Source organism: Streptomyces sp. NPDC029164, from assembly GCF_055563995.1.
Genome location: NZ_JBVHWW010000001.1, coordinates 147,649 through 164,117, shown reverse-complemented (window position 1 = coordinate 164,117; position 16,469 = coordinate 147,649). Strand labels below are relative to the sequence as shown.

General features: G+C 71.8%; 18 protein-coding genes and 1 pseudogene. 7 read left to right on the top strand and 12 right to left on the bottom strand.

Annotated features, from left to right (window positions below; translation table 11 throughout):
• Positions 1-30 precede the first annotated feature (30 nt).
• The 3 genes from ACZ4VT_RS00660 to ACZ4VT_RS00650 all read right to left on the bottom strand — a co-directional run bounded on the left by ACZ4VT_RS00660 (position 31) and on the right by ACZ4VT_RS00650 (position 1,285).
• Positions 31-591, bottom strand: coding sequence for a hemerythrin domain-containing protein (locus tag ACZ4VT_RS00660; protein ID WP_467945332.1), 561 nt, complete (start codon positions 589-591; stop codon positions 31-33).
• A 153-nt stretch (positions 592-744) separates the two neighbouring features.
• Positions 745-1,014, bottom strand: coding sequence for a hypothetical protein (locus ACZ4VT_RS00655; protein ID WP_467945331.1), 270 nt, complete (start codon positions 1,012-1,014; stop codon positions 745-747).
• Between the two features lie 40 nt (positions 1,015-1,054).
• Positions 1,055-1,285, bottom strand: coding sequence for a DUF6480 family protein (locus tag ACZ4VT_RS00650; protein ID WP_467945330.1), 231 nt, complete (start codon positions 1,283-1,285; stop codon positions 1,055-1,057).
• A 332-nt stretch (positions 1,286-1,617) separates the two neighbouring features.
• Between ACZ4VT_RS00650 and ACZ4VT_RS00645 the strand changes: the two genes are divergently transcribed.
• On the top strand, positions 1,618-2,418 hold the full coding sequence (locus tag ACZ4VT_RS00645) for an SDR family NAD(P)-dependent oxidoreductase (protein ID WP_467945329.1): 801 nt from the start codon (positions 1,618-1,620) through the stop codon (positions 2,416-2,418).
• A gap of 66 nt (positions 2,419-2,484) precedes the next feature.
• Here the strand turns inward: ACZ4VT_RS00645 and ACZ4VT_RS00640 are convergent, their stop codons facing one another.
• The 8 genes from ACZ4VT_RS00640 to ACZ4VT_RS00605 form a co-directional block, all read right to left on the bottom strand.
• Complete coding sequence (locus tag ACZ4VT_RS00640) at positions 2,485-3,294, bottom strand: SDR family oxidoreductase (RefSeq protein WP_467945328.1); 810 nt, start codon at positions 3,292-3,294, stop codon at positions 2,485-2,487.
• Positions 3,295-3,838: 544 nt separating this feature from the next.
• Positions 3,839-4,288, bottom strand: coding sequence for an SRPBCC family protein (locus ACZ4VT_RS00635; RefSeq protein WP_467945326.1), 450 nt, complete (start codon positions 4,286-4,288; stop codon positions 3,839-3,841).
• Positions 4,289-4,665: 377 nt separating this feature from the next.
• Positions 4,666-5,079 carry a CBS domain-containing protein gene (locus ACZ4VT_RS00630; protein WP_467945324.1) on the bottom strand — a complete coding sequence of 138 codons (414 nt, stop codon included), beginning with the start codon at positions 5,077-5,079 and terminating at the stop codon, positions 4,666-4,668.
• Positions 5,080-5,188: 109 nt separating this feature from the next.
• Positions 5,189-6,118 carry a non-homologous end-joining DNA ligase gene (ligD, locus tag ACZ4VT_RS00625; RefSeq protein WP_467945322.1) on the bottom strand — a complete coding sequence of 310 codons (930 nt, stop codon included), beginning with the start codon at positions 6,116-6,118 and terminating at the stop codon, positions 5,189-5,191.
• A complete protein-coding gene (gene ligD, locus ACZ4VT_RS00620) occupies positions 6,115-7,128 on the bottom strand; it encodes a non-homologous end-joining DNA ligase (RefSeq protein WP_467945320.1) in 1,014 nt (337 codons plus the stop codon). Before ligD (ACZ4VT_RS00620) ends, ligD (ACZ4VT_RS00625) begins: the two co-directional genes overlap by 4 nt.
• Entirely contained in the window at positions 7,125-7,586 is a 462-nt protein-coding gene (locus ACZ4VT_RS00615) for a DNA polymerase ligase N-terminal domain-containing protein (RefSeq protein WP_467945318.1), read from the bottom strand. Before ACZ4VT_RS00615 ends, ligD (ACZ4VT_RS00620) begins: the two co-directional genes overlap by 4 nt.
• 63 nt (positions 7,587-7,649) lie before the next feature.
• A complete protein-coding gene (locus ACZ4VT_RS00610; protein WP_467945316.1) occupies positions 7,650-8,336 on the bottom strand; it encodes a UdgX family uracil-DNA binding protein in 687 nt (228 codons plus the stop codon).
• Positions 8,337-8,584: 248 nt separating this feature from the next.
• Positions 8,585-9,136: a DUF5133 domain-containing protein gene (locus ACZ4VT_RS00605; protein ID WP_467945314.1), complete on the bottom strand. Its 552-nt coding sequence runs from the start codon at positions 9,134-9,136 to the stop codon at positions 8,585-8,587.
• 259 nt (positions 9,137-9,395) lie between these two features.
• Between ACZ4VT_RS00605 and ACZ4VT_RS00600 the strand changes: the two genes are divergently transcribed.
• The 6 genes and pseudogenes from ACZ4VT_RS00600 (at position 9,396) to ACZ4VT_RS00575 (ending at position 15,604) form a co-directional block, all read left to right on the top strand.
• A complete protein-coding gene (locus tag ACZ4VT_RS00600; protein WP_467945312.1) occupies positions 9,396-9,587 on the top strand; it encodes a hypothetical protein in 192 nt (63 codons plus the stop codon).
• Positions 9,588-9,598: 11 nt separating this feature from the next.
• On the top strand, positions 9,599-10,621 hold the full coding sequence (locus ACZ4VT_RS00595; protein ID WP_467945310.1) for a DNA topoisomerase IB: 1,023 nt from the start codon (positions 9,599-9,601) through the stop codon (positions 10,619-10,621).
• 124 nt (positions 10,622-10,745) lie between these two features.
• Positions 10,746-11,999 carry a cytochrome P450 gene (locus ACZ4VT_RS00590; RefSeq protein ID WP_467945308.1) on the top strand — a complete coding sequence of 418 codons (1,254 nt, stop codon included), beginning with the start codon at positions 10,746-10,748 and terminating at the stop codon, positions 11,997-11,999.
• A 161-nt stretch (positions 12,000-12,160) separates the two neighbouring features.
• Positions 12,161-12,607, top strand: a complete 447-nt coding sequence (locus tag ACZ4VT_RS00585) for an STAS domain-containing protein (protein ID WP_467945306.1) — start codon at positions 12,161-12,163, stop codon at positions 12,605-12,607.
• A gap of 13 nt (positions 12,608-12,620) precedes the next feature.
• A pseudogene (locus ACZ4VT_RS00580) lies at positions 12,621-13,508 on the top strand (FAD-binding oxidoreductase); the annotation flags it as partial.
• A gap of 281 nt (positions 13,509-13,789) precedes the next feature.
• The gene (locus ACZ4VT_RS00575; RefSeq protein ID WP_467945304.1) at positions 13,790-15,604 is read left to right on the top strand and encodes a thiamine pyrophosphate-requiring protein; all 1,815 of its coding nucleotides are present in this window, start codon (positions 13,790-13,792) and stop codon (positions 15,602-15,604) included.
• Between the two features lie 231 nt (positions 15,605-15,835).
• Here ACZ4VT_RS00575 and ACZ4VT_RS00570 read toward each other — a convergent pair whose 3' ends face one another.
• On the bottom strand, positions 15,836-16,159 hold the full coding sequence (locus ACZ4VT_RS00570) for a plasmid stabilization protein (protein WP_467945302.1): 324 nt from the start codon (positions 16,157-16,159) through the stop codon (positions 15,836-15,838).
• Positions 16,160-16,469: the final 310 nt, after the last annotated feature.

Sequence of the window (16,469 nt, the reverse complement as noted above, 5' to 3'; positions counted from 1 at the left end):
ATGCGCCGGAGATCCCGGCTGCCGGGCCGGTCAGGACTTTCCGCGGCCGGTGACGAAGTCGCGGGCCCGGTCGACCAGACCGACACCCGGGGCGAGGAGCTTGTTCGCCGGCGGAGTGGACGGCGCGGAGGGGTGCGGGCGGGTCGGGGCCATGGTCTTGGCCCGCCGCACCTTGTCCCCGAGACCGTCGAGCGTCTCGGCAGAGCAGGTACGCCGCAGCATCGGGAAGAGGTTGTTCTCCTCGTCCTGGACGTGGGCGGCGACCTCGTCCATGAGCTGCTGCAGCACCGGGCTCATCTGCGCATCGCCGGTGTCCATCTTCTCCAGCTGCTTGAGGATCTTCTCGACCCGGCCGTGGTCCTCGATCTCCTTGTCCGCCAGCCGGTCACCGCCCTCAAGGTATTCGCGGACGGCCGGGTACAAGTACTGCTCCTCCGCGACCGAGTGCCGCACCAGCTCGATGGTGACCTCGTCGACCAGATCACGCAGTTCCTGTCCTCCGCCCGGCATGGCCTGGATCCGGCCGAAGATCTCCTCGACCTCCCGGTGGTCCGTCATCAGCTCCTCGAGCACGTTGCCGCCGTGTCCCATCACCCGTCCGCCTCTCACTGGTTGCTGTCAGGGCCGGGCCATCCCGTCCCGGCTGACAGTGATCCCCCACACGGCAGAGCATGAGTGCCCGGCGTACGCACCCCACCCGATCGGAGTGCCTTGCCGGTCCGAATGGCCCCAGCCCGGGCTCCCTCAGCGCGGCCTCCTGGCCCGCCACACCACTGCGGCCGTCGTGGCGGCGGCGAGCAGCAGGAGACCGCGGCGAAGCACTGGCTCTGCCAGAACTCCCCTGGCGAGCCGCCCTCCGTTCGTGGTGTCGGGCCGGCTCCCGGCGTTTGCCCCGGTGAGCTGGTCAGTGACGAGCAGGGCCTTGATACGCGCGGATTGGGCCGTCTCTGGCGTGTCCCTCGTGTCGTTCATGTCGTTCATGTCGTTCATGTCGTTCATGTCGTTCGTGACCATGTCCTCGTTCCTCTCCTGACCCGGGGCGCGTCGGCGGACGTCAAAGGTTCAGGATGATGGCGTAGGCAAGGAAGAACAGCGCGAAGACGAAGGCCAGCAGGCAGATCACCACGAGGGGGCCTTTGCCCCAGCCGCGTGTGAGGGGCCGGTACGGGCCCGCTCCGGAGCCGGTGCTGGATTCTCCGGGCGGTGTCTCGCCAGGTGGCACCCCGCCCTCCGGTCCGGGTCCGACAGCTCCCTGCCGGTCCGGTTCTGCGAAGTGTTCGGACATGAGTCTGCCCTCCTCGGCTCGAAGGCCGTGTCCTGCACGGCCGGGCGACCTCACGGAGCGCGGTGATCCGGTGGCCCCGGGGTCCTCGGCGCCTACCCGCAGCGGGTCTCCCCACTCCCTCCGGTGCGCAACTTCGCGTCCGCCGGGCGTCGACCACGGCATCGTCGGAGGGCCGTCCTGGACCACTGCATCCAGCGTCGGGGCGTATTCGGCGACGCTGGACGGACCCCGCGTGGGCTTGAAGCTCCCCCTGCCGGGCAGTCGCCCCGTGGAGCGGCGGCTTCCCGCGGAGGGCGCGGCCGCGAGGCACCGTACGAGAGGCGCAGAATGCCATGGACACCTCACATCCCCTTGCTGTGATCACCGGCGCCTCCAGCGGCATCGGTCTGGAGCTGGCCCGGGAGTTCGCCCGGCACGGATATGACCTGGCGGTCACCGCCGACGACGAACTCCTCGACGACGCGGTGGCCCGGCTCCGGCTGTACGGCACCCGAGTTCACGCGACCCGCCTCGATCTGGCGGCCTCCGGCGGTGTGGAGACCCTGCTCGCGGAGCTCCGCGCCCTCGGCAGGCCGGTGAGCGCCGCGGTTCTGAACGCGGGCATCGGCCGTGGTGGCGCCTTCCTGGAAACCGACCTCGCGGATCTGGCGCGCGTCATCGACGTCAATGTCTTCTCGACCGTGCACCTGACCCACCGGCTGCTGAGCGACATGGCCCGGCGTGGAGAGGGGCGGATACTCATCGTCGCGTCGGTGGCCGCCGAGATTCCGGGGCCGTACCACGCGGTCTACAACGCTTCCAAGGCCTTCCTGAAGTCCTTCGCGGAAGCCCTGCACACCGAGGTGAAGGGCTCCGGGGTGTCCGTCACCGCGTTGATGCCCGGTGCCACCGACACCCGGTTCTTCGTACGTGCCGGTCTGCTGGACACCCGTCTCGGGCGGGCGAGGAAGGACGATCCCGCACTGGTGGCACGCCAGGGCTACCGCGCGCTCATGGACCGTAGAACACGTAAGGTCGCGGGATCCCTGCGCACCCGCGCACAGCATGCGATGACCCGTCTCTTCCCCTCGCAGGCGCGCTCTGCACTGCACCGCCGGTGGGCGCAGCCGCACGGCAGCCGAAGCCACCTCTGACCGTCCTCGCACCTCACCTGATGTCCGTCCGCAACGGAAGCGGGCCGCGCAGGGACGGCGATTCCTTCAGGGTCTGCGCCAGTGGTCGTGGTCCAGGTGCGAACCGGCCATGGGACCCATGCGGAGCATGCCACCGTCCACCGCCCAGGACGCTCCGGTCACGTACGAGGCTCCCGGCCCGGCAAGGAAGGCAACGACCTCGGCCACCTCGCGGGCGTCTCCCGGCCGGCCGAGCGGCACGCCGGGCCTGCGCACCACCCGGACGTCCTCGTCCTCCTGGCCGGTCATGGGGGTGGCGATCTCGCCCGGCGCGACGGCGTTCACGGTGATGCCGTATTCAGCCAGCTCCAGAGCCATCACCTGGGTCAGCAGCCCGAGGCCGGCCTTGGCCGCGCAGTACGGGCCCGCGCCCACCCTCGGCTGGTGCTCGTGAACGGACGTGATGTTGACGATCCGACCCCCCCGGCCCTGACGGATCATCCTGCGTGCCGCGCGCTGGCCGCACAGCAGCGGTCCCACGAGGTCGACGTCCAGTACTTGCCGCACGGTGGCGAGGTCCAGGTCGAGGAACGGCGTCGCCGTACCGGTGCCCGCGTTGTTGACCAGGACGTCGATACCCGCGAGCTCGTCCGCCAGCCCGTCGATGACCTCCGCGGCGTCCGGCAACGCGGCAAGGTCGAGTCTGGACACCACCGCCCGCCGTCCGTAACCGCGGACCTCGTCGGCGGTGTCCCGCGCCCCCCGCTCGTCGGCGTGCCAGGTGATGCCGACGTCGATGCCGGCCTGGGCGAACCGTACGGCCACGGCCCGGCCGATACCGGAATCGGAGCCGGTGACCACTGCGGTCTGCGGCATGAAGCCCGCCGGGACGGTCATGCTCCTCACCTCACTTAGCGCTGCTTCGGCGCGGGCCGCCCGGCCCGCAGGCTCTGCCCTGTGCACTGCCCCTACCCGCCCGTACCCGGACAATCCCTCGGCTCGTTCCGACCCTCTTCCGCTGGGTTCGCGCCCGGATCGGGCCGGCTGGGCACGGTGTGGAGGTAGCGGCCTGCGGCGATCTCGGTAGGGACGGCGGAGACGGTCTCGTCCCGGGCGGCGAGCAGCGTGTCCTCCTGCTCGATGACGGCGACGCGGCCCCGGCGTGGAAGACGTGCGCGGGTCGGCCGCGACGTGGCCGCCACCCAGCACCGCCAAGTGCCGTGGCGGACACTCCAGGCGCCTGCCCTCTTCGCCCCTCGGCCGCCTCTCGGTCCAGACGTCCGACGATCCTCGCTCGTACGTCGGCGCAACGGACGTGCTCTCGTGGCCGGACGCCCCGCGTACCGGCGGCGGCCGCCGTGCGGCGTTGCGCACGGCGGCCGTCCACTGTTCCTACTGCTGCTTCGTCCACCGCCCAGCCCGGGGTGGTGTCGGGCAGCGGTCAGACCTGTCCACGCCATTGGCCGGTGGCCGTGCCGCGTTCTTCGATGAAGTGTTTGAAGCGCTTCAGGTCGCCCTTGACCTGCCTGTCGACGAAGCCGAGCTTGTCACCGATGTTCTCCGCCATGCCGTCCGGGTCGAAGTCCATCATCAGCGTGACCTCGGTGTGGGCCGGGTCGATCCGCCGGAAGGTGACCAGCCCCGACTGCTCGGTCTCACCGCCGACGGTGACCCAGGCGACCTTCTGGTCCGGGACCTGTTCGGTGATCTCCGCATCGAACTCCCGCTCCACCCCGGCGATCTTCGTCACCCAGTGCGTGAGCGTGTCCGTACGCTGCTCGATCCGCTGCACACCGTCCATGAATTCCGGGAACGACTCGAACTGCGTCCACTGGTTGTAGGCCGTCGTCACCGGCACGTCGACCTCGATCGATTCCTTCACCTGCGACATCAGAGAAGTCCTTTCGGCTGCTGTTCCGCGGCCGTGACCCGCGGCGGTCGCTTCATCCCTCCCCCACGCCCACGCACCTGCCCGGGCTCCGCCGCGGCAACCACTCGCGGGGACCCAAGCGGGCGGCGTGTCGGCAGCAGCCGGCCCAGCCCGAGTGGCGGCATCTCCGAAACGGTCCGGGGCGAAGGCCCAAGGCTGCCTGCCGGGATGCGGCCCCGTCGCAGCCGGAAGGCCGGACCGCACCCCGGTACAGGGCCCCTACCCGCCTCAGTCCATCCCATCCCGCCACCCGGTGCAGGCGGCCGGAGCGCGCAGCAGGTTCGTGGACGAGCCCGGTGGGCGAAGGAGCGGCTTCCTCTTCGCCCGCCGGTTGCGGGTCAGGCGGAGAGGGCTTCGAGGAGATCGCCGACCTGCGGATCGGGGAGCGAGCGGGCGACATCGGCCTGGGCGACGATCCCGACGAGGGTGTGGCCGTCGATGACCGGGAGGCGGCGGACCTGGTGTTCACGCATGGTCCGAAGGATCTCCTCCGCCTCGTCGTCGGCGCCGATCGTGACCGCTTCTCCCTGTGCCAGCTCGCCCGCCTTCACCTGCGCGGGGTCCTTGCCCGCGGCGAGGACCTTCACCACGATGTCCCGGTCGGTGAGCATCCCCTTGAGCTTCTGGTCCTCTCCGCAGATGGGCAGCGCGCCGACCCCGTGCGAGGCCATCTTCTTCGCCGCCTCCAGCACCGTCTCCCGCGCGCCGATGCAGGTGGCGTCCGGCGTCATGATCTCCCGGGCGGTAGTCATGATGATCCTCCTTGAGCCTCGGATGACTTGTCTGTGGTCGTATGGGCGCCTGCCCGGCCCGGCCGTCCATACACGAGTCGGAGGAGCGCGGTGCCGGATCACGAACGCTTCAGCTCTCCTCGCGCAGTGCGGTGAGGAGGTGCCGCGCTTTCCCGAGGGAGCGCGGCCGCGGGGGGTCCTGCCAGGGATTCTCCTTGAGGAGCCGGTCGGCGGTGGTGAGCGTCCAGTGGCGTGCGCCGAGTTCGGGGTCGTCGAGATCCGCCCAGGAGAGCGGGGCCGCGACGGGAGCCCCGGGGCGGGCGCGGACGGCGTAGGGCGCGACGGCGGTCTGGGCGTAGGCGTTGCGCTGGATGTCCAGGTACAGCCGGCCCCGGCGGGCCTGTTTCCTCGGCTCGGTGGTGAACCGGTCCGGGTTGCGCGCCGCGAGGACGTCGGCGGCACCGCGGGCGAAGGAGCGTACGTCGTCGAAGGGGGACCTGCGGTCGAGGGCCACGACGACATGGAGACCTCGCGAGCCGGTCGTCATCACTTGAGAGGGCAGCTCCAGCTCGTCCAGCAGCTCGTGCAGTGCGTGTGCGGCCGCGCGCACCAGGGCGAAGTCCTCTCCGGGCGGGTCGAGGTCGAACACCATCCGGTCGGGATGGTCGGGCCTGTCGGACTTCGAGAGGAAGCGGTGCGGGGTGACGCAGGCCTGGTCGGCGAGGTGGAGCAGGGAGGCGGTGTCGTCGCATATCGGGTAGGTGACCGTGCCGCCTTCCTTGGGGAGCTCGGCGCGGTGGAACCAGTCCGGGTAGTGGTCGGGCACGTTCTTCTGCATGAAGGCCGGGCCGTCGATCCCGTCCGGATGCCGCTCCAGCATCAGGGGACGGCCGCGCAGGTGTGGCAGCATCCGCCGGGCCACCGTGCGGTAGTAGGCGACGAGGTCCGCCTTGGTGATGCCGTCGTCCGGGAAGAGGATCTTCTCCGGGCGGCTGATCGTGACGGTGCGCCGGCCGGCCCGTAGGCGCAGGGGCTGCGGGGGTGGCTGTTTCTCGGTCATCGGCTGTTCCCCTCGGGTCGTTCGCGGACCACCTCGCGAGCGGATTTGTCCTCGCGCAGGCCGAGGTAGCGGGGGTGGCGGAGCAGGCCGGCGGTGGTCCATTCGGTGAAGGCGACCTCGGCCACCATCTCGGGGCGAACCCAGTGCGCGGTCCGTTCCCGTACCTCGCCGGCCGGGAACGGTGCCTGGTCCTCTTCGAGCGCGTCGAGACGCCTCCGCAGGGTGCGCAGGGTGGCCGTGTCGTAGCCCGTGCCGGCCTTTCCGGCGTAGCGCAGTCTGCCGTGCTCGTAGTAGCCCAGCAGCAGGGCCCCGAAGCCGACCCGTTGGCCGGCCGGCTCGGTGAACCCGCAGATGACGAACTCCTGGCCGGCGGAGCATTTCAGCTTGAGCCAGTCGGTGGTCCGGCGGTGGACGTACCTCGCCTGGGCCCGCTTGGCGATCAGGCCTTCCCAGCCCTGGGCGCACGCCCGCTCCAGGAGGGCGGGCTCGAAGCGGTTGCGGTGCGGAGTGAAGCGCAGCGGCGCGCGGAAGCCGAGGGTGTCCCTGAGCAGGGTCTTGCGGGTGCGCAGGGGCAGTTGGGTGGTGTCGTGGCCGTCCAGACGCAGGAGGTCGAAGAGGTAGTAGGTGACCCGGATGCGCCCGGCCGCCCGGACGGCTGCGGCACCGGTGAGCTGCATGCGCTGCTGGAGGAGCGCGAAATCGGTTCGGCCTCCGCGCAGGGCGACCAGCTCCCCGTCCACGGTGAAGTCACGACAGTCTTGCGCGGCCAGCGCCTCGGCGACCTCCGGATAGGTGGCGTTCAGCGGCTTTCCGTTGCGGGAGAGCAGCTTCACCTCGCCGTCCCGGCGCGTGGCGAGCGCACGGATGCCGTCGAGTTTGCGCTCGAGGATCCAGCCCTCGTCGAAGTCCCGGGCACTGAGAGTGGCGAGCATCGGAGTGTCCGGCGTCCCGCTCGCGGAACGCAGCAGACGCCGCTGACCTTCCGGTAGCCGGTCCAGGGAGGCCGTCACCGCCGCTCACCCGCCGGCGCCGCGGCTGCGACCTGCCCGAGCGTGCCGCCGGTCCGCGCCGACCGTGCCCGACGGGGGGCGGGTGTGCCGGCGGAAGCGGCCCGTTCGCCGGCGTGCTTGGCCAACAGCCGTGCCTCCCGCCCCTCGTCCTGCGGGGTGCGGATCCGGGTGGGGGGGTAACCGCCGTGCAGTTGCCGGCCGGCGAGCCGGAAGGAGGCGCGCCCCTGCCGCAGGGCATCGGCGCGCGGGACCCCGTGGCCGGAGCGGTCGGTGGACAGGTTGCGGTACGTTCCCCCGCCCCGCACGATCACCGTGCCGCGGCCGTATTCGCCGGGCGGGATCACGCCTTCGAAGTCGCGGTACTCCAGCGGGTGGTCTCGCGTCGGCGTGGCGAAGCGCTTGTCGTGCGGATCGCGGGACGGGTCCTCGGGCACCGCGAAGGCCGGGGTCGTCGTCATGGCGTCCTCCTCCCACCGGATGCGCCGGCCCCCGCTCGGCGGGAGGCCGCTCTCCCCGGGCGCCTACTCCAGCACGGTGGCCGCCACGGACAGGTCCGCCACCAGACCCGCGAAGGCCGCTTCCCTGTCGTCGGCCCGCAGGACCGCGGAGGGGTGAACCGTGGCCAGCAGCTGGCCGGGGACGGCTCCGGGTTCCTCACCGAAGGGGTCCGGCATCGGCAGCAGGACACCACGCCGCTCGCCCACCCGGAACGAGGACCCGAGCAGCGCCTTGCCCGCCGTTCCCCCCAACACCACCAGCACGTCGGGGGCGACCAGTCTCAGTTCCTCCGCCAGCCAGGGCTTGCACGCGGTCATCTCCCGCAGGCTCGGTGCCTTGTGGATGCGGCGCTTGCCGCGCGGGGCCGGTGTGAACTTGAAGTGCTTGACCACGTTGGTGACGTAGGCGTTCTCGTCACCCAGCCCGGCCTCGTCGAGCGCCCGGCGCAGCAACTGCCCCGCAGGGCCGACGAAGGGCTCTCCCTTCACGTCCTCCTGGTCTCCGGGCTGCTCCCCGACCAGCATCAGCCGCGAACGGGCCGGGCCCTTGCCGAAGACCGTCTGCGTGGCGTCCCGGAACAACGGGCACCCGTGGCAGTCGGCCGCGGCCCGGCGCAGAGCCGCCAGGCCTCCGCGCGAGGGCAGGTAGGGAGTCGCGTCGTAACCCTGGCCGCTGTCCGAGGCCGAAGAGGCACTCGTGTCCGCCTCCATGACCACCGCCTCTACCTCGTGGATCCCGTTCGGACCCTTTGATCGGTTCCGTGGTCGCACCGCCCGAACGGCAGTCGGCTTCTGCCCGAGCGGCTCGGCCCGAAACCGGCGGCCGGCCGCCGCCCCGGGTGAGCGTCACGCGGCCGGGCCCGCTCCGGACGGGCGCGCACGTCCTCGTACTACGAGGCCGCCGCCGACGGGCGCGAGGAAGGCAACAGCCGGCTGCGCCTCTGACCGCGGTGGGATGGTCAGCCGTCGACCGGCGGCATCCGCGGTTCCAGCCGGTTGACGGCGATCATCTGCTCCGCCGCCAGCAGCGCGCCGTGGGCGCTGCGCTGGCCCATCACGACGCAGAGGGCATACACCGCCTCCTCCAGTTCGCCGCGCGCCCCCGCGTCGTCGGGAGCCGCCAGCGTGCGGCGGCGGGTGGCACGCAGGTGATTCACGTGCCGCCGCAGGACATCCGGGTCCGGGGACGACCAGGAACCGGCCGGAACGCCCGGCAGGGTCCGGGCCCGGGCGAGGCAACGGCGCAGTGCGTCCTCGACGGCGGGCGCGACGGGTCCACCGGTCCGCGCGGCGAGAACGGCTTCGGCCGTCTCGCTGAGGCCGGCTCCCGCCACCATGGCCGCCTCCGCCAGGATCCGGCGGGCCTTGGCCGCGGTGCAGGGGGCGAGGGCCATGAGCACACCGGCGGCACGGGCGACGGCGGCCCGGGCCTCCTGAGGTCCCGGCGCTCCGCCCTCCGGGACGGGAGGCGCTGCGGACGTCCTGGCCCGCTGCTGTGCCGGTTGGTCCATCCGTCCGCTCCTTCGCATCGGTCTCCTCCTGATTCGTGGAGTCCTGCTGTGTAGCAGGCGGAAACCGGCGCCGATTGGCGAACACGCCCCTGCACGGCCACGATCGCCCGATCCGGGTCCCGTAGCGGTTCCCCGGTTGACGTCTCGCGTTCCCTCTCGCGTCCGTCACCGCGCCCGTCACCGGGCGGGCGGGACTCTGATCGAGGCGTCGACGGGCGTCGCCCGGGGTTGACGGCGCGCGCAGGGGTAGACGCCAGGCATGAACGAGACGAATCACTGGAAACCTGGCGAGACCGTCCCCCAGAGCGGCATCTACGCCTGCGACTGCGGCCGGGAGCACCTCTGGAGCAAGAGCACCGATGTGCGCGGGCACCGGTTCCCGCCCCTGCCCTACGACTGCTCGGGGCAGGCCTGGACCCTGCGTACGCAGGCCCACCCCGACGCGGACTGACGACCGACGCCGTGCGGTTGCGTACCAGTGACCCCCACGCCCCCGGATGGCGCCGGGTGGGGCACGGTCGCGGATTCCGTTATTTGGACACGGACGGCCAGCGGCTGTCCGCGGCGGACCAGGGCCGGGTCCGCGCGCTCGTGATCCCCCCGGCATGGCGGGACGTCTGGGTCTGCCCTTGGCCGAACGGCCACATCCAGGCGGTGGGAACGGACGCCGCCGGCCGGCGCCAGTACCTCTACCATCCGGCTTTCCGCGCTCAGCGGGACGCCGCCAAACACGAGCACGTCCAGCGCGTCGCCCGCTCACTCCCACGCCTGCGCGAGCACGTGACGAGCGATCTCCGCGGACGCGGCCTGACCCGCGCCCGCGTTCTGGCCTGCATGACCCGGCTGCTAGACCTGGGTTTCCTGCGGATCGGCGGCGAACGCTACGCCCGGGACAACGGGAGCTACGGGCTCACGACCCTGCTGCGGGAACACGCGTCCTGCCGGAGCGGTGAGGTCCGGCTGGACTTCCCCGCCAAGTCCGGCAGGACCGTGACCCGCACGCTGATGGACGAGCAGGCCCATGCCGTGGTCCGGGCGCTGCTCCGGCGCAAGGACCCCGGGCCGAGACTCTTCGCCTACTGGGGGCACGGGGCATGGCACGAGGTCCACGCCGAGGACCTCAACGCCTACCTGCGGGACGGGGCGCGGCAGGACGTCACGGCGAAGGACTTCCGGACCTGGTACGCCACCGTCCTGGCCGCGGTCGCCCTGGCCGTGTCCGAGAACACCGCCGGCTCCTCCCCCGCGCGGCGCGGCAGGGTCGTGGCCCGCGCCGTGCGCGAGGTCAGCGACTACCTGGGGAACACTCCAGCCGTCTGCCGGGCGTCCTACATAGACCCCCGCGTCATCGAGCTCTACGAGGACGGCAAGACCATCGCTCCCGCCCTCGGCAAGCTGGGCGAGGGCGCTCTGTTCGGGCAGCCGTCCACGCAGGGTGGGATCGAGCGGGCCGTCCTGAACCTCCTACGCACCGACCCGGCGTGACGGCCGGCCCCTCACCGGCAGGGAAGGAGGAAACAGAGCGCCCGGGCGGGTGAGCCCCCATGGGAAACGGGTGACCTCGGTTTGTCGCCGGTGTGCGCCGGGCGATGTCGGGTACGCGCGCCCCATGGCTTCCTCCAAGATTTCCGTGGCCCCGTGGAGCGACAGCACACTCGGCCTCTTGGCACACGGCTATGCCTGGCTGCCCAACCGGATGCGCGACACCGGCGACGGCACGGTCAGGACCCGGCTGCTGGGCCGGCCCACCATCGCACTGCGCGGCCCCGACGCGGTCGCCTTCTTCTACGACGAGAAGCACGTCGTACGGGCCGCGGCCCTGCCGGACCCCGTATTGGACACCCTGTTCGGGCAAGCCGCCGTGCACACCCTCGACGGGGACGCGCACCGGGTCCGCAAGGCCATGTTCATCGCCCTCCTCAAGGACGACACCGGCGTCGCCGCACTGCGCCGGCACGTCAGCCGGCGGTGGCGCGAAGCGGTGGCCGGCCGGCGGCACGACCGCGTGGTGCTCTTCGACGAAGCGGCCAGGGTGCTCGCCCTCGCAGTCTGCGACTGGGCGGGCGTGCGGCTCTCCGACGCGGCGGTCGCCGGGCTGGCCAGGGACTGCACGGCCATGGTCGACGGCTTCGCCTCGCCGGGCCCCCGCCACCTGCGCGCCCGTCGGGCCCGTCGCCGCCAGGAGGCCGCCATGGCCACCCTGGTCGCGGAGGTCCGCCGGGCTCCGGAAGCGGACGCGAAGGACTCGGCCCTGGAGACGGTGGCGTGGCACCGGGACGCGGGCGGGAACCTCCTGGACCTCCACACCGCGGCCGTGGAACTGCTGAACATCATCAGGCCGACCGTCGCGGTCGCCTGGTTCGCCGCGTTCGCCGCCCACGCCCTGCACCGCTGGCCCCACCACCGGGACCTGCTGCGCTCCGACACCGAGGGGGCCTACGCCACGGCGTTCGCACACGAAGTACGGCGCTTCTACCCCTTCGCCCCCTTCGTGGGCGGACTCGCGGCGCAGGACCTGACCTGGCACGGCGACGGCATCGCGAAGGACTCGCTCGTCCTGCTCGACCTGTACGGCCAGAACCACGACCCCGGCCTGTGGGAGCATCCGTACCGCTTCGACCCGCACCGTTTCACCGCCGCCGAGGGCCCCCCGGATTCCCTGGACAACCTCATCCCGCAGGGCGGCGGAGACCCGGCCCGCGGTCACCGCTGCCCGGGGGAGGACATCACCGTGACGGCACTCGCGGCCATCGCCGGGGAACTCGCGCGCCTGGACTACAGCGTCCCCGACCAGGACTTGACCATCCCTCTGTCCCGCATCCCGACGCGGCCGCGCAGCGGTTTCGAGCTGTGCCCGGCCTGACGGTCCCCGGCCCTGACCGTGCCCGTGCCCGTGCCCGGAGCCTCCTGGCACGAGCGCCATCCGACGGCGCAGGGTCCGCGCGCCCCGCGCACCCACAGGAATGCCGGCCAGTCGGCCGGGTAATCGCATGGGTGACACACGTCTTGGCGAGGTGAGACGCCATGGAATGCGACTTCCACATCACCGAGCGGCAGTACGGGCCGACCGTGCACCTGGCTCCGGCCGGCGAGCTCGGCTGGGATGCCGGCCCGGTGTGGGACGGGGTTGAGTCCAGGATCGCTGACTCCGTCGATGTGGTCGTGTGCGACATGGCGCTGGTCCGGTTCATGGACGTGACCGGCCTCACCCGCCTGATCGCCTTCGCCGATACCCTCCGTGCCCGGGGAACGACCCTGTTCGTCATCAATGTCCGAACCCAACCGGCTCATGTCATGGACCTCTTGGACGACCTCACGGAGCGCAGCAGCGCTTTCCCCGGCGTCCCGGCCGAGGTGGCGACCGCCGCCCTGCGCCGGACGCTCACCGAGCGCGCCGGCGCCATCCGGAACCGCGCCGCCGACGACGGGCAGAGGACGCTACGGCCACGGGCCGCACAGCGTTCCGTCTGAGAAGGGATGCGCGATGAAGCACTCCGGCAGCGTGGACATCGATGTCTCGGCGCTGGAGGCGGCCCTGCGCGAAGGGGTCCACGGCGAGGTGCGGTTCGACCCGGGCAGCCGGGCGGCGTATTCCACGGACGCGTCCACCTACCGGCAGGTGCCCATCTGCGTCGTGGAGCCGGGCATCGTGCTCGACGAGCTGAACCGGCAACTGGCCACCGGCGGGCTGCGATTCGGCCCCAAGCCGGCGACCCACACCCACTGCTCCCTGGGCGGCATGACCGGCAACGACTCGTGCGGGGGCTCGGCGCAGGCCTACGGCAAGACCGTGGACGACGTACGGCGCCTGGAGATTCTGACCTACGACGGCCTGCGCTGCTGGGTCGGGCCCACGCGACGCGGCTTCCCGCGGATTGCGCGCCGGGTGTCGGGCTACAACCTGGACTCGCTGCTGCCGGAGCGGGGATTCGACCCGGCCCGCGCCTTCGTGGGCAGCGAGGGCACCCTCGTGGCGGTGCTGCGGGCGGTGCTCGATCTGGTGCCGGTGCCCGCCCAGGAGGCGATGGGGGTGCTCGGGTACGAGGACATCTGTGCCGCCGCCGACGACGTCCCCCGTCTGCTGGCGCACAGTGACCCGGAACTCCTCGAAGCCCTGGACGGGCGGATGGCCCAGCTGATGAGGGAGGAAGGCGCGTACCTCTCGTCGCTCGACGCGCTCCCGGACGGTGAGAGCCGGCTGTTGTTGCAGTTCACCGGTGACAGCCGCGAGGACGTCGACCGGCAGGCCCACGACCTGCTCCGGGTACTTCGGCTTCGAGGGCGGCCACCAGGGCCTGTCGATGACGATCGCCGAAGAAGGCGTCCTGCCCGCCGTGCGGAAGACGGCTCCGAGCGCCCTGGTGATCGCCGACGGGTTCAGCTGCCGTACACCAGGTCGACCAGGCTGCCACCGGCCGACGGGCCCTGCACCGGGCCGAAGCTCTGGCCCTCGGCCTCGACGGGCCGATCCCCTCCCACCACCCCGAGAAGCCCGCCTCCCGCCCCGAAGCCTCTCGACAGGACGCCGTGCTGCTCACGTCGGCCGTGCGCGCGGCCGCCCTCTCGGCGGCGGCCGGCCACCACCTGCTGCGCCGCCGGAACGCCCACGGGCGGACCGACTGACCCGACTGCACGAGCACGAGAAGGAGCATCATGTCGATCAAGGTCGCCGACTTCATCCTCCAGCGCCTGCGCGAGTGGGACGTGGAGCACGTCTTCGCCTATCCAGGTGACGGGATCAACGGTCTGTTGGCCGCGTGGGGCCGCGCGGACGACAAGCCCCGGTTCGTCCAGTCGCGCCACGAGGAGATGTCCGCCTTCGAGGCGGTCGGCTACGCCAAGTTCTCCGGCCGGGTCGGCGTATGCGCCGCCACCTCCGGACCGGGCGCCATCCACCTCCTCAACGGCCTGTACGACGCCAAGCTCGACCACGTTCCGGTAGTGGCGATCGTGGGGCAGACCAACCGCAGCGCCATGGGCGGCTCCTACCAGCAGGAGGTCGACCTGCTCAGCCTCTACAAGGACGTGGCCTCCGACTTCTGCGAGATGGTCACCGTTCCCGAACAGCTGCCGAACGTCATCGACCGGGCCGTGCGCACGGCGTACGCCAAGCGCACCGTGACCGCGGTCATCGTCCCCGCCGATGTCCAGGAACTGGACTACTCCCCGCCGACGCACGCCTTCAAGATGGTCCCCTCCAGCCTCGGCACCCCCTCCTACGCGCCGGTGCCCGCCGGCGCCGACCTCGCGCGGGCCGCCGCCGTCCTCAACGAGGGCGAGAAGGTCGCCGTCCTGATCGGCCAGGGCGCACGCCACGCGAGGGCCGAGGTCGAAGCACTGGCGGACGTGCTGGGCGCCGGGGTGGCCAAGGCCCTGCTCGGCAAGGACGCCCTGCCGGACGACCTGCCGTACGTCACCGGCTCGATCGGGCTCCTGGGCACCCGCCCCTCCTACGAGATGATGCGGGACTGCGACACGCTCCTGGTGGTGGGTTCCAGCTTCCCGTACACCCAGTTCCTCCCGGAGTTCGACCAGGCCCGCGCCGTGCAGATCGACATCGACCCCTTCATGGTCGGCCTGCGCTACCCGTTCGAGGTGAATCTCGTGGGGGACACGAAGGAGACGCTGACGGCCTTGCTCCCGCAGCTGAAGCGCAAGAAGCACGGGGCCTGGCGCAAGAAGATCGAGAAGGACACGGCGCGGTGGTGGAAGGTCATGGAACGGCGTGCCGGGGTCGACGCCGACCCGGTCAATCCCGAGTACGTCGTGCACGCCCTCGACGCGCTGCTGCCCGATGACGTGATGCTCGCGGCCGATTCCGGTTCTGCGGCGAACTGGTACGCCCGGCACCTGCGGATGCGCGGGACCATGCGCGGCTCGCTGTCCGGAACCCTGGCCACCATGGGGCCCGGGGTGCCGTACGCCATCGGCGCCAAGTTCGCACATCCCGACCGCCCGGCGGTGGCCATCGTCGGCGACGGCGCCATGCAGATGAACGGCATGGCCGAGCTCATCACGGCTGCCAAGTACTGCCGGGACTGGCAGGATCCGCGGCTGGTCGTGGCCGTGCTGAACAACCAGGACCTCAACCAGGTCACCTGGGAGATGCGGGCCCTGTCCGGCGCCCCCCAGTTCCTGCCCTCGCAGGCACTGCCCGACGTTCCCTACGCCGACTTCGCGCGGTCCATCGGGCTGGACGGCGTGCGGGTGGAGGAACCTGGCGGTGTGGAGTCCGCCTGGAAGCAGGCCCTGGCCGCCGACCGGCCCTTCGTCATCGACTTCCGCACCGACCCCGCCGTCCCGCCGATCCCGCCGCACGCCGACCTGGACCAGATCGAGGCCACCGCCGCCTCGATCCTCAAGGGGGACAGCGACCGCGCCGGGATGGTCCGCCAGGGCCTGAAGGCCAAGATCCAGGAGATCCTCCCGGGGCGCGGCCACACCCGCCACGGGGACGAAGGAGCCTGATGGGCACCGGCCCCGTCCGTCGGCGAGGAGCCGTCGGTGGACGGGGTCGACGCCGCCGCCTACACGGTCCCCACCGACGCGCCGGAGGGAGACGGCACCCTGGCGGGGGACTCGACGACCCTCGTCGGCGGCGGGTGCTGCGCCGGCGGCCCTGCGCGCGGCCCGGCGACGCGGCGGCGTACGCCGCTGACGGGCGCGGCTCAGGGCCGCCGCTCGGGTTCCGGCCGGGATTCAGTGGCCGAGGGCGCGCTTGAGTTCGGCCTTGTCCATCTTCGAACGGCCCTCGATGTTCCTCTGCTTCGCCTCGTTGTACAGCTGGTCCTTGGTGGGGCCCTGCGAGCCGCTGTGGGAGCGCCGGCCCCCGCGCTCGGAGGAGGACATGTCGTCGAGGGAGGACCGGCTCGCGGTCTTCGACTCCCCGGCGCGGGCCCGTTCCTTGTTGACGGTGCGCGCGGCTATCTCCTCGGCACGCTTGGTGCTCTCGCCGCGCTGCTCGGCGCTCTCCTTGATGTGCTCGTACTGACGTTCACGCTTGGGGCTGGAACCGCGGGGCATGACCACTCCTCGACTCGTCACGTACCGGCACGGTGGCGGATCCACCGGACCCACACGGCGCCTGCCCGAACCGGGACCGCTCACACCGGCTCCGGCGCCTCAGCCCGCCGCCGGCCAAGACGTCCACCTCCACCCCAAGGACGCTCGCGCTGAGGACACTCTGGAGCCCCGCGGTGTCGCGGCAGCGGTCGCCGCCGTCCGGGCGAGCGAGCGGCCGGCGCAGGGGCCGATCACGTGGTTTCGGGCGGGCCGGTCGCGTGCCTCCCCCTGGAGCGTCCCCCGGAGGGCCATGCTCCGCGCAGGGGAACCT

Bases quoted from the DNA above. Each gene is read 5' to 3' on its own strand.
- ACZ4VT_RS00575 (WP_467945304.1), top strand. From the start codon at position 13,790: ATGTCGATCAAGGTCGCCGACTTCATCCTCCAGCGCCTGCGCGAGTGG.
- ACZ4VT_RS00640 (WP_467945328.1), bottom strand. From the start codon at position 3,294: ATGACCGTCCCGGCGGGCTTCATGCCGCAGACCGCAGTGGTCACCGGC.
- ACZ4VT_RS00635 (WP_467945326.1), bottom strand. From the start codon at position 4,288: ATGTCGCAGGTGAAGGAATCGATCGAGGTCGACGTGCCGGTGACGACG.
- ACZ4VT_RS00645 (WP_467945329.1), top strand. From the start codon at position 1,618: ATGGACACCTCACATCCCCTTGCTGTGATCACCGGCGCCTCCAGCGGC.
- ACZ4VT_RS00630 (WP_467945324.1), bottom strand. From the start codon at position 5,079: ATGACTACCGCCCGGGAGATCATGACGCCGGACGCCACCTGCATCGGC.
- ACZ4VT_RS00650 (WP_467945330.1), bottom strand. From the start codon at position 1,285: ATGTCCGAACACTTCGCAGAACCGGACCGGCAGGGAGCTGTCGGACCC.
- ACZ4VT_RS00655 (WP_467945331.1), bottom strand. From the start codon at position 1,014: ATGGTCACGAACGACATGAACGACATGAACGACATGAACGACATGAAC.
- ACZ4VT_RS00585 (WP_467945306.1), top strand. From the start codon at position 12,161: ATGGAATGCGACTTCCACATCACCGAGCGGCAGTACGGGCCGACCGTG.
- ACZ4VT_RS00600 (WP_467945312.1), top strand. From the start codon at position 9,396: ATGAACGAGACGAATCACTGGAAACCTGGCGAGACCGTCCCCCAGAGC.
- ACZ4VT_RS00605 (WP_467945314.1), bottom strand. From the start codon at position 9,136: ATGGACCAACCGGCACAGCAGCGGGCCAGGACGTCCGCAGCGCCTCCC.
- ACZ4VT_RS00610 (WP_467945316.1), bottom strand. From the start codon at position 8,336: ATGGAGGCGGACACGAGTGCCTCTTCGGCCTCGGACAGCGGCCAGGGT.
- ACZ4VT_RS00660 (WP_467945332.1), bottom strand. From the start codon at position 591: ATGGGACACGGCGGCAACGTGCTCGAGGAGCTGATGACGGACCACCGG.
- ACZ4VT_RS00615 (WP_467945318.1), bottom strand. From the start codon at position 7,586: ATGACGACGACCCCGGCCTTCGCGGTGCCCGAGGACCCGTCCCGCGAT.
- ACZ4VT_RS00570 (WP_467945302.1), bottom strand. From the start codon at position 16,159: ATGCCCCGCGGTTCCAGCCCCAAGCGTGAACGTCAGTACGAGCACATC.
- ACZ4VT_RS00590 (WP_467945308.1), top strand. From the start codon at position 10,746: ATGGCTTCCTCCAAGATTTCCGTGGCCCCGTGGAGCGACAGCACACTC.
- ligD (WP_467945322.1), bottom strand. From the start codon at position 6,118: ATGACCGAGAAACAGCCACCCCCGCAGCCCCTGCGCCTACGGGCCGGC.